The sequence below is a fragment of the Pseudomonas salomonii genome, assembly GCF_900107155.1.
Classification (GTDB): domain Bacteria; phylum Pseudomonadota; class Gammaproteobacteria; order Pseudomonadales; family Pseudomonadaceae; genus Aquipseudomonas; species Aquipseudomonas salomonii.
The window spans coordinates 74609-98831 of the sequence record NZ_FNOX01000005.1 but is presented as its reverse complement, the minus strand read 5'-3'; the positions used below and the strand labels follow the sequence as shown (position 1 = coordinate 98831).

General features: G+C 60.8%; 25 protein-coding genes. 6 read left to right on the top strand and 19 right to left on the bottom strand.

Features of this window, described 5'->3' with window-relative positions; translation table 11 throughout:
* Position 1 precedes the first annotated feature (1 nt).
* Positions 2 to 751: an electron transfer flavoprotein subunit beta/FixA family protein gene (locus tag BLV67_RS12910; protein ID WP_065929928.1), complete on the bottom strand. Its 750-nt coding sequence runs from the start codon at positions 749 to 751 to the stop codon at positions 2 to 4.
* Positions 752 to 1259: 508 nt separating this feature from the next.
* Between BLV67_RS12910 and BLV67_RS12905 the strand changes: the two genes are divergently transcribed.
* Positions 1260 to 2924, top strand: coding sequence for an electron transfer flavoprotein-ubiquinone oxidoreductase (locus BLV67_RS12905; protein WP_069787976.1), 1665 nt, complete (start codon positions 1260 to 1262; stop codon positions 2922 to 2924).
* A gap of 192 nt (positions 2925 to 3116) precedes the next feature.
* Here the strand turns inward: BLV67_RS12905 and BLV67_RS12900 are convergent, their stop codons facing one another.
* Positions 3117 to 4010, bottom strand: coding sequence for an AraC family transcriptional regulator (locus BLV67_RS12900; RefSeq protein ID WP_069787975.1), 894 nt, complete (start codon positions 4008 to 4010; stop codon positions 3117 to 3119).
* A gap of 181 nt (positions 4011 to 4191) precedes the next feature.
* Between BLV67_RS12900 and BLV67_RS12895 the strand changes: the two genes are divergently transcribed.
* Positions 4192 to 5244: an NAD(P)-dependent alcohol dehydrogenase gene (locus BLV67_RS12895; RefSeq protein WP_069787974.1), complete on the top strand. Its 1053-nt coding sequence runs from the start codon at positions 4192 to 4194 to the stop codon at positions 5242 to 5244.
* On the opposite strand, the gene BLV67_RS12890 is transcribed toward BLV67_RS12895, so the two are convergent.
* The 6 genes from BLV67_RS12890 to BLV67_RS12865 form a co-directional block, all read right to left on the bottom strand.
* On the bottom strand, positions 5245 to 6048 hold the full coding sequence (locus BLV67_RS12890; RefSeq protein WP_065929302.1) for an IclR family transcriptional regulator: 804 nt from the start codon (positions 6046 to 6048) through the stop codon (positions 5245 to 5247). It lies immediately after the preceding gene.
* A gap of 189 nt (positions 6049 to 6237) precedes the next feature.
* Positions 6238 to 7203: an L-arabinose ABC transporter permease AraH gene (araH, locus tag BLV67_RS12885; protein ID WP_056861621.1), complete on the bottom strand. Its 966-nt coding sequence runs from the start codon at positions 7201 to 7203 to the stop codon at positions 6238 to 6240.
* A gap of 19 nt (positions 7204 to 7222) precedes the next feature.
* The gene (gene araG / locus BLV67_RS12880) at positions 7223 to 8722 is read right to left on the bottom strand and encodes an L-arabinose ABC transporter ATP-binding protein AraG (protein ID WP_065929303.1); all 1500 of its coding nucleotides are present in this window, start codon (positions 8720 to 8722) and stop codon (positions 7223 to 7225) included.
* Positions 8719 to 9699: a substrate-binding domain-containing protein gene (locus tag BLV67_RS12875; RefSeq protein WP_069787973.1), complete on the bottom strand. Its 981-nt coding sequence runs from the start codon at positions 9697 to 9699 to the stop codon at positions 8719 to 8721. The genes araG and BLV67_RS12875 overlap by 4 nt, the downstream gene beginning before the upstream one ends.
* A gap of 22 nt (positions 9700 to 9721) precedes the next feature.
* Positions 9722 to 10543, bottom strand: coding sequence for an SDR family oxidoreductase (locus BLV67_RS12870; protein ID WP_069787972.1), 822 nt, complete (start codon positions 10541 to 10543; stop codon positions 9722 to 9724).
* Between the two features lie 154 nt (positions 10544 to 10697).
* Positions 10698 to 11177, bottom strand: a complete 480-nt coding sequence (locus tag BLV67_RS12865; protein WP_065929367.1) for a GNAT family N-acetyltransferase — start codon at positions 11175 to 11177, stop codon at positions 10698 to 10700.
* A 189-nt stretch (positions 11178 to 11366) separates the two neighbouring features.
* Between BLV67_RS12865 and BLV67_RS12860 the strand changes: the two genes are divergently transcribed.
* The 4 genes from BLV67_RS12860 (at position 11367) to BLV67_RS12845 (ending at position 13723) form a co-directional block, all read left to right on the top strand.
* Positions 11367 to 12563, top strand: a complete 1197-nt coding sequence (locus BLV67_RS12860) for an MFS transporter (protein WP_069787971.1) — start codon at positions 11367 to 11369, stop codon at positions 12561 to 12563.
* Between the two features lie 86 nt (positions 12564 to 12649).
* On the top strand, positions 12650 to 12976 hold the full coding sequence (locus BLV67_RS12855) for a hypothetical protein (RefSeq protein WP_065929306.1): 327 nt from the start codon (positions 12650 to 12652) through the stop codon (positions 12974 to 12976).
* A gap of 51 nt (positions 12977 to 13027) precedes the next feature.
* Positions 13028 to 13294 carry a hypothetical protein gene (locus BLV67_RS12850; RefSeq protein WP_069787970.1) on the top strand — a complete coding sequence of 89 codons (267 nt, stop codon included), beginning with the start codon at positions 13028 to 13030 and terminating at the stop codon, positions 13292 to 13294.
* Between the two features lie 48 nt (positions 13295 to 13342).
* Positions 13343 to 13723 (top strand): termination factor Rho, encoded by a 381-nt coding sequence (locus BLV67_RS12845; protein ID WP_065929308.1) that lies wholly within the window; start codon positions 13343 to 13345, stop codon positions 13721 to 13723.
* A 117-nt stretch (positions 13724 to 13840) separates the two neighbouring features.
* Here BLV67_RS12845 and BLV67_RS12840 read toward each other — a convergent pair whose 3' ends face one another.
* The 11 genes from BLV67_RS12840 to tmk all read right to left on the bottom strand — a co-directional run bounded on the left by BLV67_RS12840 (position 13841) and on the right by tmk (position 24218).
* Complete coding sequence (locus BLV67_RS12840) at positions 13841 to 14758, bottom strand: PfkB family carbohydrate kinase (RefSeq protein WP_069787969.1); 918 nt, start codon at positions 14756 to 14758, stop codon at positions 13841 to 13843.
* On the bottom strand, positions 14751 to 16217 hold the full coding sequence (locus tag BLV67_RS12835) for a purine-cytosine permease family protein (RefSeq protein ID WP_017138354.1): 1467 nt from the start codon (positions 16215 to 16217) through the stop codon (positions 14751 to 14753). The genes BLV67_RS12840 and BLV67_RS12835 overlap by 8 nt, the downstream gene beginning before the upstream one ends.
* 135 nt (positions 16218 to 16352) lie before the next feature.
* A complete protein-coding gene (locus BLV67_RS12830) occupies positions 16353 to 17354 on the bottom strand; it encodes an ADP-ribosylglycohydrolase family protein (protein WP_069787968.1) in 1002 nt (333 codons plus the stop codon).
* On the bottom strand, positions 17351 to 18064 hold the full coding sequence (locus BLV67_RS12825; RefSeq protein WP_065929311.1) for a GntR family transcriptional regulator: 714 nt from the start codon (positions 18062 to 18064) through the stop codon (positions 17351 to 17353). The genes BLV67_RS12830 and BLV67_RS12825 overlap by 4 nt, the downstream gene beginning before the upstream one ends.
* A 71-nt stretch (positions 18065 to 18135) precedes the next feature.
* Positions 18136 to 18696 (bottom strand): DUF1285 domain-containing protein, encoded by a 561-nt coding sequence (locus BLV67_RS12820; protein ID WP_069787967.1) that lies wholly within the window; start codon positions 18694 to 18696, stop codon positions 18136 to 18138.
* A 19-nt stretch (positions 18697 to 18715) separates the two neighbouring features.
* Positions 18716 to 19321: a DUF4823 domain-containing protein gene (locus BLV67_RS12815; protein ID WP_056861633.1), complete on the bottom strand. Its 606-nt coding sequence runs from the start codon at positions 19319 to 19321 to the stop codon at positions 18716 to 18718.
* A 209-nt stretch (positions 19322 to 19530) separates the two neighbouring features.
* Positions 19531 to 20499, bottom strand: coding sequence for a GTP 3',8-cyclase MoaA (locus BLV67_RS12810; RefSeq protein ID WP_017138359.1), 969 nt, complete (start codon positions 20497 to 20499; stop codon positions 19531 to 19533).
* A 140-nt stretch (positions 20500 to 20639) separates the two neighbouring features.
* Positions 20640 to 21308 carry a TetR/AcrR family transcriptional regulator gene (locus BLV67_RS12805; protein ID WP_069787966.1) on the bottom strand — a complete coding sequence of 223 codons (669 nt, stop codon included), beginning with the start codon at positions 21306 to 21308 and terminating at the stop codon, positions 20640 to 20642.
* A gap of 446 nt (positions 21309 to 21754) precedes the next feature.
* On the bottom strand, positions 21755 to 22540 hold the full coding sequence (locus tag BLV67_RS12800) for a TatD family hydrolase (protein WP_065929313.1): 786 nt from the start codon (positions 22538 to 22540) through the stop codon (positions 21755 to 21757).
* A 63-nt stretch (positions 22541 to 22603) separates the two neighbouring features.
* A complete protein-coding gene (locus BLV67_RS12795; protein WP_058420778.1) occupies positions 22604 to 23593 on the bottom strand; it encodes a DNA polymerase III subunit delta' in 990 nt (329 codons plus the stop codon).
* A complete protein-coding gene (gene tmk, locus BLV67_RS12790) occupies positions 23586 to 24218 on the bottom strand; it encodes a dTMP kinase (protein ID WP_058420777.1) in 633 nt (210 codons plus the stop codon). The genes BLV67_RS12795 and tmk overlap by 8 nt, the downstream gene beginning before the upstream one ends.
* Positions 24219 to 24223: the final 5 nt, after the last annotated feature.

Below are 24223 nucleotides of genomic sequence, written 5' to 3'. Positions count from 1 at the left end.
ATCAGATCACCTTCGCTTCGTTTTTCAGTTTCTCGACCAGTTCAGCCACCGACTTGACCTTGATGCCCGCGCTGCGTGCAGCCGGTGCTTCAACCTTGACGGTCTTGTTGGTAGAGGCGGTGGAAACGCCCAAAGCTTGCGGAGTCACCGACTCAAGCGGCTTCTTCTTGGCTTTCATGATATTTGGCAGAGACGCGTAGCGCGGCTCGTTCAAACGCAGGTCGGTGGTGACGATGGCCGGCAGTTTCAACGAAACGGTCTGTGCGCCGCCGTCGATTTCACGGGTCACAGCGACGCTGTCGCCGCTCACTTCGACTTTGGAAGCAAAGGTGCCCTGGCCGTAACCGGTCAGCGCAGCCAGCATCTGGCCAGTCTGGTTGTTGTCGCTGTCGATGGCTTGTTTGCCGAGGATCACCAACTGAGGCTGTTCCTTGTCGACAACGGCCTTGAGCAACTTGGCCACGGCCAGGGAGGTCAGGTCTTCAGCCGACTCAACCAGGATGGCGCGGTCGGCGCCCAGGGCCAGGGCGGTACGCAGCTGCTCTTGAGCAGTGGTCGGGCCGATGGAAACCACCACGATTTCAGTCGCCACGCCTTTCTCTTTCAGGCGTACAGCTTCTTCCACAGCGATTTCGCAGAAAGGGTTCATCGACATTTTGACGTTAGCAAGGTCGACGCCGGAATTGTCCGCCTTGACGCGAACTTTCACGTTGTAATCGACAACGCGTTTGACAGCTACAAGAACCTTCATGGATTCCTCGTTACTCTCCGGTGAAAAGAAAGTCGCCTAGGCGAACCTGGCGGTTGATGCTCATCGGCACACAAGGGCACCTCCAAAAACCTCGGCGAGTGACTCAGCGATGGGGAAATGATGACCGTTCGTCAGGGGTGACTAAGAGGTCATTCTTTATCGCAGCGTGTAAACTGCGCGCCATCGTTGGGCGCGCGCGTCACCTGTCGTGCTTTTGGACGTGCTCTTGAAACCTGCTGTCTGCCTACGGTAAGCGCAAAACCGACCGTATATTGACCGGAACGCCTATTCTGGTCAATACGCCAAAATAGCCAGTCATAAGCCGCGTTGCTTTGATTTACCTAGCCTGCAAGCAATTCAAACAAACGTTTGTATTGGACGCTGCCAGTGGTGTAGATATAATGCGCCACCTAGAGAGAAAGGTGGGTCTTGCCGTTGTTGCAAGACGACACCGAACCTCCACCCATTAGAAAAAAAAGCCTGTTGAGCCTTGAGTAGGAGATAGCCTGTGGAACGCGAATACATGGAATTCGACGTGGTCATCGTCGGCGCTGGCCCGGCAGGCCTGTCTGCCGCCTGCCGACTGAAGCAGAAGGCCGCCGAAGCCGGTAAAGAAATCAGCGTCTGCGTGGTCGAAAAAGGCTCCGAAGTCGGCGCCCACATCCTCTCCGGTGCCGTGTTTGAACCACGCGCCCTGAACGAACTGTTCCCGGACTGGAAAGCCCTCGGCGCCCCGCTCAATACCCCGGTAGTGCGCGACGACATCTATGTACTGCGCAGCCCCGACGCCTCCACCAAGGTGCCTGACTTCTTTGTGCCCAAGACCATGCACAACGAAGGCAACTACATCATCTCCCTGGGCAACCTGTGCCGCTGGCTGGCTCAGCAGGCCGAGAACCTGGGCGTGGAAGTCTACCCAGGCTTCGCCGCCCAGGAAGCGCTGTTCGACGAGAACGGCGTGGTGCGCGGGATCATCACCGGTGACCTCGGTGTCGACCGCGAAGGCCATCCGAAAGAAGGCGTCTACACCCCAGGCATGGAGCTGCGTGGCAAATACACGCTGTTCGCCGAAGGTTGCCGTGGCCACATCGGCAAGCAACTGATCCAGCGCTTCAACCTGGACAGCGACGCCGACGCCCAGCACTACGGCATCGGCCTCAAGGAAATCTGGGAAATCGACCCGGCCAAGCACCAGCCAGGCCTGGTGGTACACACCGCCGGTTGGCCGCTGGACATCATGAGTTCCGAAAACACCGGCGGCTCGTTCCTCTATCACCTGGAAAACAACCAGGTGGTCGTCGGCCTGATCGTCGACCTGTCCTACAGCAACACCTTCCTGTCGCCGTTCGATGAGTTCCAGCGCCTCAAGCACCACCCGGTGCTGGCCCAGTACCTGGAAGGCGGCAAGCGCATCAGTTACGGCGCGCGCGCGCTGGCCAAAGGCGGCATCAATTCGCTGCCGAAGATGGTCTTCAAGGGCGGTGCATTGATCGGTTGCGACCTGGGCACTATGAACGTGGCCAAGATCAAAGGCAGCCACACCGCGATGAAGTCCGGCATGCTCGCCGCCGACGCCGTGGCCGAGCGCCTGTTCGCCGAGTCTGAAGGCGGTGATGAACTGACCAACTACGTCGACAGCTTCAAATCCAGCTGGCTCTACGAAGAACTGTTCGCCAGCCGCAACTTCGGCCCGGCGATGCACAAATTCGGCCCGATCATCGGCGCCGGCTTCAACTGGTTCGACCAAAACATCCTCGGCGGCAAAATGCCGTTCACCTTGCACGACACCAAGCCGGACTACGCCTGCCTGAAGCTCGCCAAGGACAGCAAGAAGATCGACTACCCCAAACCCGACGGCAAGCTGAGCTTCGACAAGCTGAGCTCGGTGTTCATCTCCGGCACCAACCACGAAGAAGAGCAGCCGTGCCACTTGAAGCTAAAAGACCCGAGCATCCCGATCGGCACCAACCTGCCGCTCTACGATGAACCGGCGCAGCGCTACTGCCCGGCCGGCGTGTATGAAGTGATCACCAAGGAAGACGGCGAGAAGCGCTTCCAGATCAACGCCCAGAACTGCGTGCACTGCAAGACCTGTGACATCAAGGACCCTTCGCAGAACATCACGTGGGTGACACCGGAAGGCGCGGGCGGGCCGACTTACCCGAATATGTAAGGCAGTTGCTTGAACAAAAAAGGCTCCCAGGCGGGAGCCTTTTTTATGAGCAGGAACAGACCAATCGACTCGGTCAAATGTGGGAGCGGGCTTGCTCGCGAATGCGGTGTATCAGACACAGATGTTTTGGCTGAACCACCGCATTCGCGAGTAAGCCCGCTCCCACATTAGATTGTGCGTTGTCTGTAGTCACTATGCCGCACGCTCTTCACCGGGGTTACGCAAAAAGTAGCGCTTATATTCCCGACTGAACTGCGACGTACTCTGGTACCCCACGTTGTGCGCCGCCTGCGCCACGCCCAAGCCTTCCACCAGCAGCAACTGCTGCGCCTTCAACAACCGCAAACGCTTCAAATACTGCACCGGCGATAACAGCGTGCAACGCTTGAAGTGTTCGTGAAAGGTCGACGCACTCATATGCGCATACCCGGCCAATGTCTCAATGTTCAGCGGCTCGGCGTAATGGGCATGCAGGTGATGCAACGAGGTGGCAATACGTGAGAATTGCCCCTGCTGTTCCACCAATGCACGCAGCACATCCGCCTGTGGCCCGCGCAATGCGGTAAACAACACTTCCCTTACCCGCGCCGGGCCCATGATCCGGCTTTCCAGCGGATCGTGCAGGCATTGCAGCAGCCGCTCGACGCTGCCGCGCATTGCATCATCGAGCATCACCGAGCTCATGGATTCCAACGTCTGCGCCGTCGGCGGCGGCCCGGCCTGCATGCCCATGGCCATGACCAATTCACCCAGCACCACCCGATCAATCCCCACGGTGACTCCGTACAGCGGCGCGTCGGGCGCCATGGCAAAGGTCTCGCATTCGAACGGCACCGGCATCGCCTGGATCAGGTAATGCCCGGCGCCATACTCCAGTGTGCGCGGGCCCAAATAGGCGACTTTGCTGCCCTGGGCCACAAACATCAGGCTCGGCTCATAGATCTGCGGGCCGCGTGCCACATCGCAACTGGCGCGCAATACCTTCACGCCGGGCAGGTACGTCGGGGAGAAACCGTCGCAGGGCGTGAGGTCCTCAATCAAGGCAACCAGCGTGGCATTGGCATCGAGATGGCGGGTCAACAACATGGCAAAAAACTTCGTTAAAAAGGGATAAGAGCATCATCGCAGGTCTGAGCGCGCATGAATCCAATCACAGGGCACTCCCGGACGAATAGGCATGAGGTTCGGAGCAATCGCCATAGCCGCATCCCCGCCCTGCGCGGAAAATGCGCCACCTCCCTGATCAATTCTTTTGCGAGGTTTCTGCATGTACACCGCCATCGGTTATGCCGCCCAGTCGGCCACCACTCCCCTCGCCCCCATGTCTTTCGAACGCCGCAGCCCGCGCGCCGATGATGTAGCCATCGAGATTCTCTACTGCGGCGTGTGCCACTCCGACATCCACCAGGCACGCAACGAGTGGGGCATCGCCGTGTACCCGCTGATGCCGGGCCACGAGATCGTCGGCAAAGTCACTGCCGTCGGCGCCAGCGTGACTACGCACAAAGTCGGCGACCTGGTGGGCGTGGGCTGCATGGTTGATTCGTGCCGCCACTGCGACGCTTGCCAGGCGGACCTTGAGCAGTACTGCCTCGAAGGCCCGACCATGACCTACGCCACCCCGGACCGGGTGGATGGCAGCAACACCATGGGCGGCTACTCCGACAGCATCGTAGTCAGCGAGCACTTTGTGGTGAAGATCCCGGCCACGCTCGACCTGGCCAGCGCCGCGCCGATTCTGTGCGCAGGCATCACCACCTACTCGCCGCTCAAGCACTACGGCGTCAAGGCGGGCGACAAAGTCGGCGTGCTGGGCATGGGCGGCCTGGGCCACATGGGCATCAAGTTCGCCAAGGCCATGGGCGCGGAAGTGACGCTGTTTACCCGCTCCGCGAGCAAGGCTGAAGAAGGCCGCCGCCAGGGCGCCGACCATGTGATCGTGTCCACCGATGCCGAGCAGATGAAAGCCGCCGCCGGCAGCTTTGACTTCCTGCTGGACACCATTCCGGTGCAGCACGACCTGAACCCCTACCTCGACGTGCTGCGCTTTGACGGCGTGCATATCCTGGTCGGTTTGATCGAACCGGTCGACCCGCCGGTGAATGCCGCCAAGCTGGTGCTGGGCCGTAAAGTGCTGGCCGGCTCCTTGATCGGCGGCATTGCCGAAACCCAGGAAGTCCTGGATTTCTGCGCCGAGCACAACATCACCTGTGACATCGAAATGCTCGATATCCGCCAGATCAACGAGGCTTACACCCGCATGATCGCCGGTGATGTGAAGTACCGCTTTGTCATCGACATGGCGACCTTGAAGGCCTGATCAGGCCTTCGCGCCCAACTCCGCTGACAGCCGCGCTGCGACCTGTTTGATCACAGGGATCAGCTCGGCCATCTTTTCCAGCGGCATGTAGGGCACGGTACTGGCGATGCTGATGCCGGCGACGATTCGCCGGCTGGCATCGCGCACCGGTGCCGCCACACAACGGATCGACGGTTCGTTGTCTTCCAGATCGAACGCATACCCGCCCACCACGTATTCGCGCATGCGCTGCTCGAACTGCGCCCAGGATTGCTCCGGGTGCGACGGCCATTGCTGGCTCTTGCCCTCGGCGGGCAGGCTGGCTTCATACAGGCGCTGCCACTCCTGCACAGAGTCATCCAGCAACATTGCCTTGCCCACACCCGTGCGCGCCAACGGCATGCGATGGCCGACCCGCGAGCGCATTTCCGGGCCGTAGCGGCCGGGGTTCTTGTGCAGGTAGAGCACGTCGTCGTATTCACGAATCGCCAAGTGGATGGTGTCGCCGGTCAGTGCCGACAGCTCATCCAAATACGGCACCGCCAGGGTCACCAATGGCAACTCGTCGCGGGCTTGAAAACCCAGTTCGATCAGCTTCGGCCCGAGCAGATAACCCACTTGCGGCACCACACGCAGGTAACGCTCCTCCACCAGGCAGCTGGCCAGGCGGTGGGTGGTGCTGCGGGTGGTGCCGATGCGCTTGGCGATCTCTTTCAAGTCGCGCGCACCCGCCGCCACCGCTTGCACCACGCCCAGGCCACGCAGCAGGGTCTGGGTGCCGGTGGGGGCGGCGTCTTTGACGGGGTTGTGGGCGTTTTCCTGCATATCGGGCCTATAAGTATGAAAGCGAGCGCATTATGGCAAATACCGCCCACCAATACAGTGGAGATCCAAATGTGGGAGCGGGCTTGCTCGCGAATGCAGTGTGTCAGGCAGCACATCTGTTTCTGATACACCGCATTCGCGAGCAAGCCCGCTCCCACATTGGATTTTCAGTGTTGTTGAGACCGAGTATTAACGTTGCTTCATGCGGTCGATGATGACCGCCAAGAGCAGGATCGAACCCCGGATCACATACTGGTAAAAGGTGTCGATGTTCTTCAGGTTCATCGCGTTCTCGATGATGGCCAGAATCAACACCCCGGCAATCACATGACGGATCATGCCGATACCGCCACTCAACGACACACCGCCCAGCACACACGCCGAGATCACCGTCAGCTCGAAGCCCTGGCCGATCATCGGCTGGCCCGAGGTCATGCGTGAGGCGAGGATCACTCCGGCCAGTGCGCCGATCAAACCGTGCACGGCAAAGATGATGATCTTGGTGCGGTCGACATTCACCCCGGCCAGCAACGCCGCTTCCTGGTTGCCGCCGATGGCCATGGTGTTGCGCCCATAGGTGGTGTAGTTGAGCAGCCAGCCGAAGAACACAAAGCACAATACAGTGATGATGATCGGCACCGGCACGCCCATCAGTTGGCCGTTGCCGAACACGAAGAAGCGCTCGTCCATCACACCGACGGCTTTGCCGTTGGAGAAGATATAGGCCAGCCCGCGCACGATCTGCATGGTCGCCAAGGTGGTGATCAAGGCGTTGATGCGCAACTTGGCGATGACGATGCCGTTGATCAGCCCCACCACCAGGCCCATGGCCAACGCAGCGGATACGCCGAGCACCACGCTGTCGGTGTCACGGATCACAATCCCCGCGACCACGCCGGCACAGGCAATCACCGAGCCCACCGACAAGTCGAAGTGCCCCGAGGCCAGGCAGAACAGCATGGTGCACGCCGCAATGCCCACCGTCGAAATCGCCAGGCCCAGGCCGCGCATGTTCAGAGGTGACAGGAAGTTGTCGATAAACAACGCGCTGAGCACAAAGATGCTCAACGCGGCGAGCAGCATTACCCAGTCATCGAGAAATTTGCGTTGGTTGAAGCCCGGCCAAAAGCCCTTTGCAGTTTTTACCTGTGACATACCTATACCCTCGAATTCTTCAAGCCCGCGAACGCGGGAGAGCCAGTTGCAACAGCTTCGCTTCATCCGCCTGGTCGCGGGTCAACTCGCCGGTCAGCGCGCCTTCACTCATCACCAGGATGCGATCAGAGATGCCCATCACTTCCATCAGGTCGCTCGACACCACAATCACCGCAATGCCACTGGCCGCAAGGTTATGGATGATCTGGTAGATCTCCGACTTGGCGCCGATGTCGATGCCGCGTGTGGGCTCATCCAGCAGCAACACTTTCATCGGCATCGACAGCCAGCGGCCAAGAATGGCCTTCTGTTGATTGCCGCCGGACAGGTACATGATTTTCTGTTCGGCGTTCGGCGTTTTGACTTTCATGGCCGTGATTTGCTTGTCGGCGTTGCCCTTCTCCCAGCCTTCACGCAACAGCCAGCCAAAGGTGGAATGCGCGCCACGCGCACTGATGTTGATGTTCTCGGCCACGCTGGACAGCGGGATGATGCCTTCCTTTTTGCGGTCCTCCGGGCACAGCAGTACGCCGGCGGCGATGGCATCGCGTGGTGAATGCAGTTGCAGGGCTTGCCCAAACAATTCCAACTGCCCGGCCGTTGCGCGCTCCAGGCCACTGAGCAAACGAAACAGCTCGGTACGCCCGGCGCCCACCAACCCGAAAAGGCCGAGAATCTCGCCCTTGTGCACCTGCAGGCTGATCGCTTCGCGCAAGCCAGGCCCAAGCAACCCCTTGACCGTGAGTGCCACCTCCCCGCGCTCACGCGGGCGATAATCATAGATATCCTGAATATCGCGCCCGACCATGCAGGTCACCAACTGGTCGTGAGTCAGTGTGGCCATGTCGTCAAAAGTGCGCACATAACGGCCGTCCTTGAACACCGTCACCGCATCGCAAATACGGAACACTTCTTCCATGCGGTGCGACACATACAGCACCACTTTGCCCTCATCGCGCAGGCGGGTGATGATCGCCATCAAGCGGTCGATTTCCCGCGCCGACAAGCTGCTGGTGGGTTCGTCAAACGCGATCACATGGGCACCACGGGACAACGCCTTGGCGATTTCCACCAGTTGACGCTGGCCCAGCGACAAGCGCCCAAGCTTCTCTTGCGGGTCGATTTCATCGGCCAGGCCTTTAAGGCACGCCAATGCCTGCTTGCGCAACTGGCCGCCGTTGACCACGCCGAAACGTGACGGCAAATGCCCGAGAAACAGGTTCTCGGCCACGGTCATTTCCGGCACCAGATGCAGCTCCTGGTGAATCACCGCCACGCCGTTGGCGATGCTGTCGGCAGCGTTCTTGAACGCCATGACCTGCTCGCCGATCTGCACCGTGCCGCTGCTGGGCGTGTAGGCACCGCCGAGAATCTTGAGCAGCGTGGACTTGCCCGCGCCGTTCTCGCCCATCAGCGCATGCACCGAGTGCGGCTGCGCTTCAAAGCTGATCTGCGCCAGCGCCTTGACCCCGGGAAACTCCTTGCCGATGCCGTTGAAACGCAACGCCGCGCCGGTCATTTCCACAGTCCGATTTTGCTCAACTCTTCCTTGAAGTTGGCGCGGGTGATGAGGGTTACGTTATCCAGGGCGGTGAACTTGGCAGGCTCGGTGCCTTTGGTGACCCACTCGAACATTGCCGTGGCGGTTTTGTAGCCGGATGCATCGGGGCTGAGCAGCATTGAGCCGTAGAAGCCGGTGTCGGTTTTCTTCAACTCTTCAATCGCATCAGTGCCGTTGATGCCGACGCCAATCACATTGGCCGCCTTGAAGCCGGCGCTTTCGGTGGCGCGCACGCCGCCCAGCACGGTGCTGTCGTTCATGCCGCCGATGATCAGGTTTTTCGCGGTGCCCGGCAGCTTTACCAGCGCCGAGTTGGTGGCGTCCATGCTGCCTGGCACGTCGAGGGTTTTCTGTGCGCTGAACAGGATGTGGTCAGCGGGCAAGCCGGCAGCCTTGAGGCCTTCGACCGAACCGTCGGTGCGTTTCTTGCCGGTTTCCAGCTCGTCAAAGGTGTTGATGACGGCGTAGGTGTCCTTCCAGTCCCAGTTGCGATGCCTGGCTTCGGCGGCCATGGCCTCGCCTTGTTTCTGGCCGATCTTGTAGGCATCGAGGCCCACATAAGGCACGTCCTCCATAGGCTTGCCCTTGGCATCGACGAAGCGGTCATCCACCGCCAGCACTTTCAAACCGTTGAGCTTGGCCTTGGCCATGATCGCAGGGCCGAGGGACACATCCGGCGGGCAGATCACAAACCCCTTGGCGCCGTTGGCGGCGAGGGTGTCGATGGCGGACAAGGTTTTTTCGCCGTCGGGCACGGCGATTTTGATCACGGTGAAGCCCTGGTCCTTACCGGCCTTTTCGGCAAAGGCCCATTCGGTCTGGAACCAGGGCTCTTCGGCCTGCTTGACCAGGAAGCCGATCTTCACTTCTTCGGCCGCTGCAAAACCGCTGAAGGCTACCGCCAGCGCCACGGCGCCTAACGTCTTTTTGAACATGAACCACCTCTCTTGATTGTTGTTAGTCGTGGTACATCACGGAACGCCCGCCATCGATCATCAGGCAGGTTGCGTTGATAAAGGGCGCCTCGTCGGTGGCCAAGAACAGCGCCGTCATCGCCACCTCGACGGGTTGGCCGATGCGCTTGGGCGGGTGCAAATCGAAGGCGCGCTGGCGCTCGGCATGCGGGTCAGGGAAACCGTTCCAGTAATCGACGTTGAGCTGGGTTTCGATATAGCCCGGCGCGATGGCATTCACGCGGATGCCTTTGGGCGCGTATTCGATGCCCAGGGCGCGGGTCAAGCCGAGCAGGCCATGCTTGGCCACCGGGTAGGGAAAGCAGCCGGGAATGATGTGGCTGGAATGGGTGGAGGCGATGTTGATGATGTTGCCGATGCCCTGCTCGATCATGTGCGGCAGCGCGGTGCGACAGCCGAACCAGGCACCGTCGAGGTCGATGGCGAAGCAGCGGCGCCAGTCTTCGTCGGTCATCTGCAGCGGGTCACGGAACACGTTGACGCCGGCGCAGTTGATCAACACATCCACGCGGCCAAAGCGCTCGATCGCCAGGTTGACCAGCGCCTGCCATTGCTCTTTGGAGGTGATATCGACGCCCTGCGCAACGATTTCAGCGCCGCGTTCGCGCCAGTGGGCGGCGACGTGCTCGACCTTTTCGGCCTGGATATCCGCAATCACCAGCCGTGCCTGCTGGGCCTGGAAGCAGGCGACGATCGCCTCGCCTATACCTTGGGCGGCGCCGGTGATGATCACCACTTTGTTTTTCAGCCGCTCGCCATAGGTGGGTTCGGGCACGGCGGGTAATGACAACGGTTGGGGCTGCATCGCTTCACCTGTTTTATTTTTGGTAGTGAGTGCTGATGCCGCCGACTATAAACCGATCTTTTGAAATATCTCAATATATAAATTTGCATCCCATATAGTGAGACTTAACACAAAAAAAGTGGGAGCTGGCTCCCACAGTTGATCTTCATTGCTTTCAGCCCTGAGCAAAGTCGCGCAGCGCGTCACCCTCCATGCGATAGCGCACCCACTCCTCCTGCGGCTGCGCGCCGATGGACTTGTAGAAGGCAATCGCCGGCTCGTTCCAGTCCAGCACGCTCCACTCGAAACGCCCGCAACCGTTGTCGCAGGCGATCCTGGCCAGGTGGCGCAGGAGCTTCTTGCCCGCCCCGCCGCCGCGTTGCTCGGGGTTGATGTAGAGGTCTTCGAGGTACAGGCAATTGCTGCCCAGCCAGGTGGAGTAACTGAAGAAGAACACCGCAAAGCCAATCGGCAGGCCATCCCGTGAGCAGATCAGGCCATGGGCGGTGGCGCCCTCGCTGAACAGGCTGCGCTCGATATCCACCACGCTGGCGATCACTTCATGGCGGGCTTTCTCGTATTCGGCAAGCTCGGTGATGAAAGTCAGGATCTGCGCAGCGTCGCTGGGCACGGCAGGGCGAATCTCGATGGTCATGGGCGGGCCTTGGGCAATGTCAAAGGCCACATACTAAGGCGCTTTGATGACTGATTGCAGTGCAATTTGATTACTCCGGCCACGCGTAAAGCAAGCACCACCAACCACAGAACAAACCCGGCATGCGCGCATGGTAAACAGTCGGGCATAACGCTAATAACTGCATGCCAATAGCTGCAAGGTCGCCCTATGCCCTCCACCCCTGCCGTGAATACCAAACTGTTCGCCCTGTTCTGCCTCGCCAGCTTCCTGTTGTCACTGTCCTACGGCTCGACGTTTTTGCTGTCGCTGCTGATTCATTCGCGCGGCGGCAATGAACACGACGCCGGCAGCGTAATTTCCATGGCGATGCTCAGCACGTTCGTGGCGGTGCTGTTCTGTGGGCACTTGGCTGATGCCGTCGGTGCGGCGCGCGCCATCGCGGGCATGGGCGTATTGCTGGTGGTGGCGTGCCTGGGGTTTGCCCTGACACCCGGGTTTGGCCTGGGGTTGATGCTGTTCGGTCTGTCCCTGGGGCTGGGCTGGGGCGTGTTCTACACCCTGGGGCCGATCATCGTGACACTGCTGGTGCAACCGGCGCAGCGGGCCAAATATTTTGCGCTGCTGTCGGGCAGTATGTTGAGCGGAATCGGTGCCGGGCCTTTGCTCGGCCGCGCCGCCGGCGCGCTGGGCCTGCCGCTGACAGCGGCCTTCTATATTGCCGGTGTGGCCAGCCTGGTCGGCGTGCTGCTGTTCTGGCGAATGGGCGTCCACCTCAAACACCACGCGAATGCGCCCACCTCGAAGATTTCCTGGGCGTCGAGCCGCCGCGTGCTGTCATCCAAAGCCGCGTTTGCGATCCTGATGGTTGGCTTGGGCGGCTGTGTGTTTGGCGGGCTTTCATCGTTTCAGACCAGCTATGCCGCTGCGCATGGGTTGGACTATTCGCTGTTCTTCGGCGGCTTCCTGAGCGCCGCCATTACCAGCCGGCTATTGATCGCGGGCTACGTGGTCAAGCGCGATGCGTATTGGGCCGCCTGCGTGCTGTCCGGGATCATGCTCGGCTCGATCGCGCTGTTTGCGTTTGGCGTGAGTGGCAACCTCAGTTACCTGTTGGCAGCCGCCACGCTCGGCGTGGGTTATGGCCTGACGTATTCGGTGATCAATGGGCTGGTGGCCAATGAGGCGCCGCCCGGTACAACGTCACAAGCCTTGCTGCTGTTCAGCCTGGCGTACTTTGTCGGGGTGTTCGGCTTTCCGCTGCTGGCGGGCAAGCTCATCGTCGATTACGGCTTGCCGACGCTGCTGGCAAGTGTGCTGGGCGTGGCCTTGTTCAACTGGTTGATCGCGGCGGGGCGATTGATCTGGCGCCAGCGTTCGGCACACAAAATCTTACAGGTGAGTTAAGACCGTTCGTCGCCATCAAGGCACGAACCGCAAACGGGGGCGGACCAATAAGGGGTAAGGACATTAATCATATGGAGACACCCCTCATGAAGAATTCCAAGTTTGCTGCCCTCGCCCTCACCGGCCTGCTGTCCGCCGCTTCGTTGAGTGCAGTTGCCGCCACCTCGTCTACCGGCACCACCAACCCTGCTACCAAGGAGTCTCAGGATTCGATGGGCACAGGGATGGAAACCAACGGTGGCGCGATTATCGATAACGGCGCAGACCCTCGCACCAAAGGCGCCGACACCCAACGCCAGGCACCGGCAGCAGTCGGTAACGGCAAAATGGGTCCAGGCGTCAATGAAGACCCCAAAATCAACAAAGGCGATGACAGCAATATCCCGGGCGCCCCGAAACAACCTGCGCCGTAATGCATCGATAGCCGCACCGACACCCGATCATTTCCCAGTGAAGAGGTACGCATGAACGTCGATAGAAACCTTGAAAAAGAAGTCCTCACCCGCCTGCTGCACGCCCACCCCAACGGCTTGGGCAAGGAGGTGCTGGATAACTACCGCGGCGAAAAAGAGGTCGCCAGTGTGCTGGCGTTTTTGCAGGACCGCGGGTTTATCAAGGATGGGCATGTGACCACCGACGACGCCGGTGAATACTCGTTGAACCTGCCGATCAAGCTGACTGCTTCGGGTGTTGATGAGGCGCGTAAGCTTGATGGACAAAGCACTGAGTAATCCATTTCTGGTCTGGCCCTGAAACAGGGGCCAGAAGGAGTTTTAGCGATGCCTCGTGGAAGCAAAGCCAAATACACCGCCGAACAGAAACGCAAGGCCGCTCATATCGAAGACAGTTATGAGCACAAGGGATTGCCCAAGGAAGAAGCCGAGGCCCGCGCCTGGGCCACCGTCAACAAGCAGTCTGGCGGTGGTGAAAAACCCGGTGGATCAGGCCGCAGCCAGCCCCCGCAGAAGCAAGCCAAGGCACGCAGTGAATCAGCCAAAAGGGCTGCTTCGAGCCGTGAAGGTCATTCACGCAACAGCAAGGCTTCATTGGCTACCCAGACCAGGGAAAGCTTGCTGAAGGAAGCGCGGGCCAAGGATATTCCAGGCAGGTCGAGCATGCGTAAGGATCAACTGATCGAAGCACTGCGCAAGGCTGGATGACGCCGAAAAAACCAATGTGGGAGCGGGCGTCCCCGCGATAGCAGAGGGTCAGTGCCAAGTTGGCCCATTGACACACTGCTATCGCAGGCAAGCCAGCTCCCACATTTTTATTCGTGTTTATTCGGCGACTAAGGCGTCGACTTCGGCCCTGCCAGGCGACGTCGCCGGCCCCCAGCGCGTGACCGCCAGCGCCGCCGCCGCATTGGCTCGACGCGCCGCCACTGCGGGGGTTAAACCCTCGGCCAGCCCGGCCAGAAACACCCCGGCATGGGCATCGCCCGCGCCGTTGCTGTCGACCGCCTGCACCTTGAAACCCGGCACATGCTCGGCCTTGCCGTGGCGACTCACCCAGCAGCCATTGGGCCCATCACGCACCACCAATAATGCTTCGGCCGGCAGGTGACGATTGAGTTCGCGCAGCGCCTCGGCCAGCGTTCCGGCCCCGGTAAACGCCAGGGCTTCAGGGCCATTGCTGGTCCAGATGTCGATGCGCGGCAGCAAGGCCGCCATCAATGCCGAATCCGGCGCCTTGACCAATGGCCCCGGGTCGAACACCACGGTGATCTCCCGTGGCAGCGCCAGCAACCAATCAAGCAGCGCCTGGGCCTTGCCGTCGAGTAACAAGCTGTAGCCGCTGACGTAGACATAATCGTCTGCGCGCGGCACCACGCCTGCCAGGTCCTCTGCGCTCAAATCCCCTTCAGCGCCGATATGCGAAATGAAGGTGCGCTCGGTGCTGGCTTCGGTCAGCGACACACACAAACCGGTGTCCTTACCCGCACTGGCTGCCTGGGCCATCTCCACGCCTTCAGCCTGCATGGCGGCGCGCGCCAGGTCGCCGAAGCGCCCGCTGCCATGGCGACCAAGGTAAACCACCGGCAGACCATTGCGTCGGGCGGCAGCCATCACGTTGAAGCCCCCGCCGGCTTCGAAACCGGCGGATTTTGCCAGCACGTCGCCGCCGGTTGCAGGCAGTGTGTCGAGGGCCATGACCAGGTCGACGATGACCTGGCCGGTGTGCAGCAATCTAGACATTAGCGCGCTCTACCAAAGCCGGACGACGGTCAGCTGCGCCGCCCAGTACCGCATAAATCCCGCCGGCCACCAGGAAGGTGACGATCCAGCCCAGGCCGTTGTGGCCCAGCCAGGAGTCGGACAAAGGCCCGGCGAACCAGATGTTTTCGGCGGTGGTGCCGATGGTGGTGAAGCTGAAACCCAGCACGATCGCCACCGCCCAGGCGCCGAATGCACGCCATTCCACACCGCCGCGATACCAGTAGGCGCTGCTCGGGCTTACGTCCAGCAGGTCTTTGGGGCTGTAGTAGTGACGGTGAATCAGGTCGACCACAAAGATCCCCACCCAGGCGGTGATCGGCACCGCCAGCAGTGAGATGAAGGTGATGAACGGGCCGTAGAAACTGTCGGCGATCAGCATGAAGTAAATGGAGCCGGCGAATATCGCCACGATATCGACGATCACCGCGTGCACGCGCTTGACCTTAAGACCCAAGGTCAAGGTGGTGAGACCGGCCGAGTACACCGAGAGGTTATTGGAGAGCAACAGCCCGCCGAACGCGGTGATCAAGTACGGCACGGCCATCCAGGTCGGCAGCATGTCGCGGATCGCGATGATCGGGTCGGTGGCCGACGCCAGGTCGTTGTTGCCCACCGACAGCAGGCCGCCGAGGGTGATCAACAGCACCAGCGGGATGCCCGCGCCAAACGCGGCAGACGCCACCAGGCGCACGGCCTTGACGCTGCGGTGCTGGTAGCGCGACATGTCGGCACCGGCGTTGGCCCAGCCGATACCGGTACCGGCGGCCATGGTGCCGACGCCAATGATCATGGCGCTCAGTGGCGCCGGGGTGGCGTTGAACACCGCGCTCCAGTCAATGGTGGCACAGAGGAAGCCGCCCACCAGGATATTCAAAGCGCCGAACACGTAGGTGGCCCACTTCTGGATCACCAGCAAGGTAGCGTGGCCGAGACCGGATACGGACAGGGTGAGCAGCACGAAGATGGCGATAAAGATCAGCGTGAGTACCGGTGCGCTTTTGGCTTCGACCGGCGAGCCGAACAGGATCGAACACAACGACAGCAGCACAAAGGCAGCGGTGGTGGTATTGACGGTTTCCCAGCCCAGCCGCGACATCAGCGAGACCAGCGTGGGGCCGATATTACCGCGCACACCGAAGATGGCGCGCGACAGCGTCAGGCTCGGCGCCCGGCCACGGCGGCCGGCAATCGAGATGATGCCCACCACGGCAAAGGAGCCCGCGGCGCCGAGGATCGCCACAATGATCGCCTGCCAGATCGCCAGGCCACGGAACGCCACCAGGGTCGCGCCGAGCGGCAAGCCAAGGATGCTGATGTTGGCCGCGAACCACACCCAGAACAGTTGCAGCGGGTGGCCGTTGCACTCGCCTTCGGGGACCGGTTCGATGCCGCGTGTTTCCAATTGCCCGGCACTTTGGCCGGAAGAAGTGCTGCTCATGAGGGGTGCTCCTGGTGCCTGTATTGTTGTGGTTGTGGCAGGTGTGCAAATGGAATTACTTACTCGGTCTCCATGACTCGGCACAATCAAATGTGGGAGCAAGCCCGCTCCCACAATTTTTTTGATTTTCAGCGCTTATCGAATTTCGAGCAGCCCTTGAACCAACGCCTGCAAATCCAGGCCATTGACCTGCTTGACCTGCTCAATCATCGCCTCAGGCCAGCACTGCATGCCCAGGCACGCGCCCAACATCGCGCCCAGCATGGCGGCAATGGTGTCGGTGTCGCCGCCAAGGCTGGCCGCCAGGCACAGCGCTTCGAAGGCATTCATGTCGCCCACCGCCACTTGCTGGGCGAGGGCAAACGAGACCACCACCGACTCCTGGGACGCGACGGAGGTGCCGATCAGTTCGTAAAGCAGGTCGGCAAACAGGGCTTTATCGCCGCTGCCGACGCTCAAGGTGCGCGCCCAACTGATGCGCGTAGAAATCCGCCCACCGGCAATCCAGTGGCCATGGCCTTCGGCCTGCTGGGCGAGCTGGGTGCCGATGTTCAGGGCCTCGCCCAAATCCACACCGTTGATACCCGCCGAAACCACCGCCGCCACTGCCGCAGCGCTGGAGATGCCCAGGTTGGTGTTATGGGTGACCTGGCAGGCCTGGATCACCGCCTGGATAAACCGCGCCGGGTCGCTGACGTCGGCGGCAATCCCGACCGGCGTGATGCGCATCGCGGCGCCATTGGTGGTGCCGTAGCGCCCGGATTCTTCCGGGGTGTGGCCGGCGAGGATCATGTCGATCGCGCGTTTGGTCGATGGCCCGAGCAGGTCCTGGGAGCCTTTGGCGCGCATCGCCGCTTCCCAGTCGATCAGGCGCTGGGCGAGTACCGTGGGTTCGATTTTGCCCTGCCCTTGCACCAGCAACTCACCCACCAGGATCGCCTGCTCGGTGTCGTCGGTGATGGAGCCGGCCGGCATGTTCGGTGCGATGGGTTGGTCGGCGCCGGCCGCTTCCAGAGCGGTGATGGCCCCGAAACGCTGCTGCACCTGCTCACGGCTCAACGACTGGGTGGGCATGCCCAATGCATCGCCCAGGGCCAGGCCGTAGAAGGCAGCGAGGGCGCGATTTTGCGCGGTCATTTCGAAGCTCCAAACTGCAGGTGCAGGCGAAAGTGCAAAGGGTCGAGCAAGCTTTCGACATGCTCCATGAGACGCTCGCGGCGGTCGTAAGTGGTGCGCGTGGCTTTGAGAAACACCGTACCGGCTGGGCGGCCGAGCAACTCGGCGTCTTCATCGCTCAAGGGCTCGGCGCCGATCCACTGGTCCCCTTCGGCGCCCACATAGCCATAGGCGGCCAGGGTGATGGTCAGGGAATTATCGATCAGGCCCACACGCGGCAGGCTTTCCAGGCCGCCGGTGGCGGGCATCAATGAACGCTCGAGGGACACGGCGGTGCCATCGGGGGTGCGCCGACGGCGGTCGAGGGCGATAAATTGGTCGCTGCCGAAACGGCTCAGCAGGTCCGGTCGTGTCACGGCCTCCAGGCGCAGGATGTCGGTGATGACCAATGCGCCGGTATCGGCCAGCGCCTGTGCCCAACCGCTGCGTTGGTCGAGCACCATGCCGTCAAAGGTGACGATGGAGCCCACGCCGCTCTGCGTGGCGATGTAGTTGCGCCGTTTGAGCTCCGCCAGGGCTTCGCGCAAGGTGCCACGGCTGACCGCAAACTCCTCGGCCAGTTGATGCTCGCCCGGCAGCAGGAAACCGTCGGCCATCACTCCACCTTCGATACGGCGGATGAGTTCGTCGACGACGCGTTTTTTCTTATCAAATCGGACATGTCTAATCATGTACAAATTGATAACCGAAAGCGCCCGATCTCAGCAAGCAAAATTATTTCAGTGTGATGAAAAAATCGGCCTCAGGGCTCCAGGCCAATACGGAAAAACTCCCCGCCGCTCCATACGCCAAGCCAGTTCTGACCGTTGATCGGACGGCTGACCGCCAACTCGACCAATTGGTAAAACACGTTGCGATGCACCAGGGCTTCAAGGTTGGTGCGCACTCGCAGGTAAGGCGCGGGCTCCTGGGTGATCGGGTCGATCACCACCCGCAAGGGGTGTTCAAGGCCCGCTTCAATGTCTTCGTCAACATTGGTGGTAAAGCGCAGCACCTGGCTTTCGCCCTGCCCCTGGACTTCCAGCGTCACCGCGACAAACGGCGCATCATCGACGCTGATGCCGACCTTTTCCACGGGAGTGACCAGGAAATACTCATCGCCATCGCGGCGAATGATATTGGAGAATAGCTTGACCATCGGCTTACGCCCGATCGGCGTGCCCTGGTAAAACCAAGTGCCGTCACGGGCGATGCGCATGTCGATGTTGCCGCAGAAATCCGGGTTCCATAGATGTACCGGCGCCGGCCCCTTGCCCTTGGGCAGTTGGGCCAATAGATCATTGGCCTTGGCGGAATCGGTCATAGGGTTCTCCTCTGGATTTTTATTGATCACCCATCCCCAACAGGCCGCGGGCGTACTGGGCCAGCGGGCGGGCAATCAAGTCTTCTGGCTTGTTGTCGTGGAACGTCAGTAAACCGCCACGACTGCGAATGCGTGCAGTATCAATCAAATACTGGGTGCTGGTCTCGATCAACATGATCTGGATTACGCCGTTGTCCAGGCCGACACGGTCCAACGCTTGCTGGTCGGTCCACTCATCGGCATTGCCGATACGGTCATCGGCTGCCGCAAAGCGGCAATACAGCAGGTAGTGAGCGCCCGCCGCACGGGCTTCGGCCATGGCCTGTTCAAGGCCTTCCGGCTTACGGGCGCGGCGCACCATCGGGAAATATTCGACAAAGCCGTTGAAGGCTTCTTCGGCCACCACATTGGGACGCGGATAGGCGCTGCCGGGCGGCACAAAGGCGCCCTGGGCGATAAACACAAAGGAGTCCGGCTGTATGCGCACCGAGGCGGTACGGCGGGTATCACTGTGGTCCAGCAGCCCGGCGTCGCTCATCTGATAGCGGGTGCCTTCGGCCATATCGCTGACGGTCATGCAGCCACTCAGCGCCACTGACGCCAGCAACAAAACCAGACTACGCATCCTAATCCTCCAGAAGCCGGTGACGGAAAACCGGCGAATGGGCACTTAATGCAGAATCCGCGCCATTCAAGAAGGTTGCATAACCAAATGTGGGAGCTGGCTTGCCTGCGATGCAGACACCCAGGTACATCAAGTACACCGAGGTGATGCTATCGCAGGCAAGCCAGCGCCCACAAAAAGCCTGCTCCCACATTCGATTGCACGCGGTTTTAGCCGCCGATGATCTTCATGACCGTGGCGCCGCCGGAGAAGGCCACTTCCTGCTTGTCGCCCAAAGCCTTCATCAACAGCCCCTGCAAGGCCGGCAGCGCCTGATGGCGCGGTTGGTCCAGCAGGTCGCCCACATAGTGGCGGTTGCTCGACGACAAACAGCCATGCAACCAGCCGGTCGACGACAAGCGCAGGCGCGAGCAGGTGCGGCAGAACGGCACGCTTTCGTTGGCGATTACGCCAAAGAAGCCTTTGCCCGGCACTTCGTAGCGCACCGCCGTGGCATCAATCGGCGCGTTGGCTTGCAGGTATTCGTGATGCTCGCCGATCAGGCTCAGCAGTTGCTGCAGGCTGACGAACTGCTGCAGGAACGCATTGGAATCCTTGGCCAAGTGGCCCATGCGCATCAGTTCGATAAAGCGCAGCTCGTAGCCACGCTCCAGGCAGTAGTCGAGCAGTGGCATCACCTGGTCGAGGTTCTGCCCACGCAACGGCACCATATTGACTTTGATCTTGATGCCGGCAGCGCGGGCCTGGTCCATGCCATCGAGCACGGTGGCCAGGTCGCCACCCCGGGCGATGCTGCGGAAGGCGTCAGCATCCAGGGTATCGAGGGACACGTTGATTCGCCGAATACCCGCGTCGACCAACAGTGGCAACTTGCGCGCGAGCAGTTGGCCATTTGTCGTCAGGCTGATGTCACTCAGGCCCATGCCGCCCACAGCCCCCATGAAAGCTTCCAGCTTGGGGCTGACCAACGGTTCGCCGCCGGTGATACGCAAACGCTCGATGCCGGCCGCTTCGATCAGATAGGCAACGCCGCGCGCCATGGCCTCGGCCGAGAGTTCGTCCTGGGCAGCCACCAGCCGCTTGCCGTTTGGCACGCAGTAGGTACACGCGTAATTGCAGGCTGAGGTCAGGCTGATCCGCAAATTGCGAAATCGCCTGCCTTGACGATCAACGATCATGGAACACTCCGGCAGAGGATGGTTCAGGCGCGCTAAAAGCTGACTGAAAAATCAGCTTTTAGCAAGCGTCCTTGCCTGAGTATATTCCTGGGGTACTGCAAGCGGCAGCAAATCATTGCGCCATCACTGTCGGGAATGGCTTAAACAGCAGGAGCGTCGCTGCCCTTGGGCTCAGCATTCGGCAGCTCAGTGCTGTGCTTGCGCTTGTTGCCCATGCGCACGCCGATGTCCATCAGGAACTGGAAGAAACCTTCCTGATCTTCCAGCACATTGCTCCAGAACGGCGAGTGATACAGCGCAACGGCGCCATGTACCAATGCCCAGGCGGCGCAGTAATGGAAATACGGCGGCACGTCTTCGAGCTTGCCTTCGCTGATGCGACCCTTGATCAGCAGCGTGAGGCGCTCGAAGTTCGAGGCGCGGATCTTGTGCAGCTCCTCGACCATTTCCGGCACTTGATGGCCCTTGACCACCTTTTCTTCCAGGCGGTCGAACAGGCGGTAGCGTTGCGGGTCACGCATGCGGAACTCGAAATAGGCGCGTGACAGCGCCTCCTTGTCCTTGTCCACATCAGCCGAATGCAGCAGCTCGTTCAAGTCGCGCTCGTAGTCGAGCATCAGCCGCAGGTAGATCTCGGCCTTGGATTTGAAGTGTTTATAGATCGTGCCTTTGCCGATACCCACGGCATCCGCAATCATCTCGACGGTGACGCTGTCTTCACCTTGTTCGAGGAATAACTTGAGTGCAGTGTCGAGAATTTCCTGCTCACGGCGGCGAAACTCACGGACCTTACGGGGTTCTTTGTGCATGAGGAAGAGGTCTGCAGAGGTCGGAATGAGGGAGGGTTACGCAGGGCCACGGATACGTGGCGATACGATTTACCCGATGCGAGGGATTATCCCGACTGAACGGTCATTGGGCAACGCCTATGTGAACCCAGCGTGCGTTTTAGTTTCAGCGCGCCAACGAATGAGGGGTTATCAGTCAGAAATAATACGCAACAACTGCAGCCGTGCTTGGGCTCAATGAGAACTCAAGCGAAGCGCGCGTATTCCAAATCTGTTTAAAAAACGACCAATCGCGACTGGACTGAATCGGATACTGATCAATACTTGAATTGTCGGCGCGACATCTCCCCCAAGTGACGCGTCGACCTGGGTACCGACGGACTGTGTGCCCTTGTTTTACTCCTAATGGTCTTAACCCGGATTCACCCCCCAGAACCCGGGTTTTTTTTGCCTGCGATTTGACCGCCTCAGCCGGCCACGTGGGCCAGCGGGAACAGACGCTTGAAGTTCTCGGTGGTCTGCTCGGCAAAGCGCTCAAAGGATTCACCGCGCAGCATCGCCAGGTAATCGGCCACATCACGCACGTATTCCGGCAGGTTCGGCTTGCCGCGATGGGGGATCGGCGCCAGGTACGGCGAATCGGTTTCCACCAGCAGGCGGTCGGCCGGCACCTGACGCGCCACGTCGCGCAAGGCGTCGGCGTTGCGGAAGGTGACGATACCTGACAGGGAAATGTAAAAGCCCAGGTCCAGCGCGGCCTTGGCCATGTCCCAGTCTTCGGTGAAGCAATGCAGCACGCCGGCCTGGGGCAAGGCCGCTTCGCGCAATAGCGTCAAGGTGTCAGCGCGGGCGCCTCGGGTGTGGACGATCACCGGTTTGCCGGTCTGCCGGGCGGCTTGCAGGTGCAGGCGGAAGGAGGCTTGCTGCAACTCGGCGGCTTCAGGTTCGTAATGGTAATCCAGGCCGGTTTCGCCAATCGCCACCACGCGTGGGTGATTGAGCTCGCTCAATAGCCAATCCAGAGCCGGCGCTTCACCCGGCTTGAGGTCCAGCGGGTGGATGCCGACCGAACAATCGACATCGGCATAGCGATCAGCCAAGGCTTTGACGTCGGCGGCGTTGTCGGCGCTCACGCCGATGCACAGAAAGTGCCCTACCCCACGCTGGCGGGCCGCTTCCAGGGCGGCATCGAGGGAGCCGCCGTGCTGGGCAAGGTCGAGGCGATCAAGGTGGCAGTGGGAATCTACGAGCATAGGAAAGTACGACTTAATTCATGGGAAGTGTCTGGCCGACGATACACCCGTCGGCCACGAAAATTAACGCCGGCCGAGCAAGCCAACCCATTGCACCAGCAGGGCTTCGAGCAACAGCACGCGGTTGAGGTTGGCTTTGCCGAGGACTTTCTGGCGCTGGGCCAGGATCCAGTCCTGAATGTTCAGCACCTTGTCCTGCGCACTTTTTTGCGCCAGGTACTGCACCACCTTGCGCATATCCGGCAGGCCCAGGCCGTTTTCGTCCTGGGTCAACTGGTAGCGCAGGATCAGGCTCGACCAGTCACAGAACCAGTCGAACAGCAGCAGCAACGGAATATCCTTCCAGGCGCCTTCGGCCAGTTGTGTAGCGGACTGTTCCTGCTTGAGTAGCTTTTTGACGCCATCCACCACCAGTGCGCGTTGTTCACGCACGCCTTGGGCCTGCAGCTTCACCGCCGCCAAGGGTGATCCGGCAGCCAGGGTCAGCAACTCGACCCGCTCGTCGGCAGAACATTCCGGCAGCGCCTGCGCCAGCCATTGCAGGCTCATGGCCTCGCTCGGCAATGGGCAGGCCTGCTGCACGCAACGGCTGCGGATAGTCGGCAGCAAACGGCTGGACTGATGGCTGACCAGCAACAGCACGGTGTCGCCCGACGGCTCTTCCAGACTCTTGAGCAAAGCGTTGGCGGCGTTGATGTTCATCGCCTCCACCGGCTCGATCAGTACTACCTTGCGCCCGCCCATCTGCGCGGTCTGCACCACGAAGCTGACAAGATCACGCACCTGGTCGACCTTGATCGCCTTGTCGGCCTCTTCAGGTTCGAGCAGGTAGTTATCGGGGTGGCTGCCTGCCTTGAGCAGCAGGCAGGATTTGCACTCCCCGCACGCTTGCAGGTTGACCGGTTGCTTGCACAGCAGGCTGGCCATCAGGCGCTCGGCCAGGGCGCGCTTGCCGATGCCGATGGGGCCGTGCAGCAAATAGGCGTGGGCATGCTGGGCGCGCCCGGCCAATTGCTGCCAGAGGCTGTCCTGCCACGGGTAGGCCTCAGCCACGGGCGCGCTCCAGAAGTTCAGGCAGCAGAGCATCGATGGCCTGCTGTACCTGCGCCAGTGGCTGGGCTGCGTCCAGTAAGGAGTAACGCGCAGGCTCAGCCTTGGCGCGCTGCAGGAACGCGCTACGGACCGCATTGAAGAATGTCGAACCTTCCAGCTCGAACCGATCCAGGCGGCCACGGGCACTGGCGCGAGCCATGCCGACTTCGATCGGCAGGTCGAACAGCAGGGTCAGGTCTGGGCGCAAGTCGCCCTGGACGAAAGCCTCCAGACTGGCGATGCGCTCAAGGGACAAGCCGCGCCCGCCGCCCTGGTAAGCATAAGTGGAATCGGTAAAACGGTCGCAAATCACCACAGCACCCCGTGCCAGGGCCGGGCGAATCACTTCGGCCAAATGCTGGGCGCGGGCGGCAAACACCAACAGCAGCTCAGTGTCCGGGTTCATCTGTTCTTCACCTGGTGCCAGCAACACTTCACGAATGCGCTCGGCCAGCGGCGTACCGCCGGGCTCACGGGTCAGCAGCACCTCGATGCCTTCAGCGCGCAAACGCTCGGCCAGGTAATCGCGGTTGGTGCTTTTGCCGGCGCCTTCCGGGCCTTCCAGGGTAATAAACAAGCCAGTCACAGGCA

What these genes read in the sequence shown, in the direction of transcription:
- BLV67_RS12910 (WP_065929928.1), bottom strand. Translation starts at nt 751, where the DNA reads ATGAAGGTTCTTGTAGCTGTCAAACGCGTTGTCGATTACAACGTGAAA.
- BLV67_RS12900 (WP_069787975.1), bottom strand. Translation starts at nt 4,010, where the DNA reads ATGTTGTTGACCCGCCATCTCGATGCCAATGCCACGCTGGTTGCCTTG.
- BLV67_RS12895 (WP_069787974.1), top strand. Translation starts at nt 4,192, where the DNA reads ATGTACACCGCCATCGGTTATGCCGCCCAGTCGGCCACCACTCCCCTC.
- BLV67_RS12890 (WP_065929302.1), bottom strand. Translation starts at nt 6,048, where the DNA reads ATGCAGGAAAACGCCCACAACCCCGTCAAAGACGCCGCCCCCACCGGC.
- araH (WP_056861621.1), bottom strand. Translation starts at nt 7,203, where the DNA reads ATGTCACAGGTAAAAACTGCAAAGGGCTTTTGGCCGGGCTTCAACCAA.
- araG (WP_065929303.1), bottom strand. Translation starts at nt 8,722, where the DNA reads ATGACCGGCGCGGCGTTGCGTTTCAACGGCATCGGCAAGGAGTTTCCC.
- BLV67_RS12875 (WP_069787973.1), bottom strand. Translation starts at nt 9,699, where the DNA reads ATGTTCAAAAAGACGTTAGGCGCCGTGGCGCTGGCGGTAGCCTTCAGC.
- BLV67_RS12870 (WP_069787972.1), bottom strand. Translation starts at nt 10,543, where the DNA reads ATGCAGCCCCAACCGTTGTCATTACCCGCCGTGCCCGAACCCACCTAT.
- BLV67_RS12865 (WP_065929367.1), bottom strand. Translation starts at nt 11,177, where the DNA reads ATGACCATCGAGATTCGCCCTGCCGTGCCCAGCGACGCTGCGCAGATC.
- BLV67_RS12860 (WP_069787971.1), top strand. Translation starts at nt 11,367, where the DNA reads ATGCCCTCCACCCCTGCCGTGAATACCAAACTGTTCGCCCTGTTCTGC.
- BLV67_RS12855 (WP_065929306.1), top strand. Translation starts at nt 12,650, where the DNA reads ATGAAGAATTCCAAGTTTGCTGCCCTCGCCCTCACCGGCCTGCTGTCC.
- BLV67_RS12850 (WP_069787970.1), top strand. Translation starts at nt 13,028, where the DNA reads ATGAACGTCGATAGAAACCTTGAAAAAGAAGTCCTCACCCGCCTGCTG.
- BLV67_RS12845 (WP_065929308.1), top strand. Translation starts at nt 13,343, where the DNA reads ATGCCTCGTGGAAGCAAAGCCAAATACACCGCCGAACAGAAACGCAAG.
- BLV67_RS12840 (WP_069787969.1), bottom strand. Translation starts at nt 14,758, where the DNA reads ATGTCTAGATTGCTGCACACCGGCCAGGTCATCGTCGACCTGGTCATG.
- BLV67_RS12835 (WP_017138354.1), bottom strand. Translation starts at nt 16,217, where the DNA reads ATGAGCAGCACTTCTTCCGGCCAAAGTGCCGGGCAATTGGAAACACGC.
- BLV67_RS12830 (WP_069787968.1), bottom strand. Translation starts at nt 17,354, where the DNA reads ATGACCGCGCAAAATCGCGCCCTCGCTGCCTTCTACGGCCTGGCCCTG.
- BLV67_RS12825 (WP_065929311.1), bottom strand. Translation starts at nt 18,064, where the DNA reads ATGATTAGACATGTCCGATTTGATAAGAAAAAACGCGTCGTCGACGAA.
- BLV67_RS12820 (WP_069787967.1), bottom strand. Translation starts at nt 18,696, where the DNA reads ATGACCGATTCCGCCAAGGCCAATGATCTATTGGCCCAACTGCCCAAG.
- BLV67_RS12815 (WP_056861633.1), bottom strand. Translation starts at nt 19,321, where the DNA reads ATGCGTAGTCTGGTTTTGTTGCTGGCGTCAGTGGCGCTGAGTGGCTGC.
- BLV67_RS12810 (WP_017138359.1), bottom strand. Translation starts at nt 20,499, where the DNA reads ATGATCGTTGATCGTCAAGGCAGGCGATTTCGCAATTTGCGGATCAGC.
- BLV67_RS12805 (WP_069787966.1), bottom strand. Translation starts at nt 21,308, where the DNA reads ATGCACAAAGAACCCCGTAAGGTCCGTGAGTTTCGCCGCCGTGAGCAG.
- BLV67_RS12800 (WP_065929313.1), bottom strand. Translation starts at nt 22,540, where the DNA reads ATGCTCGTAGATTCCCACTGCCACCTTGATCGCCTCGACCTTGCCCAG.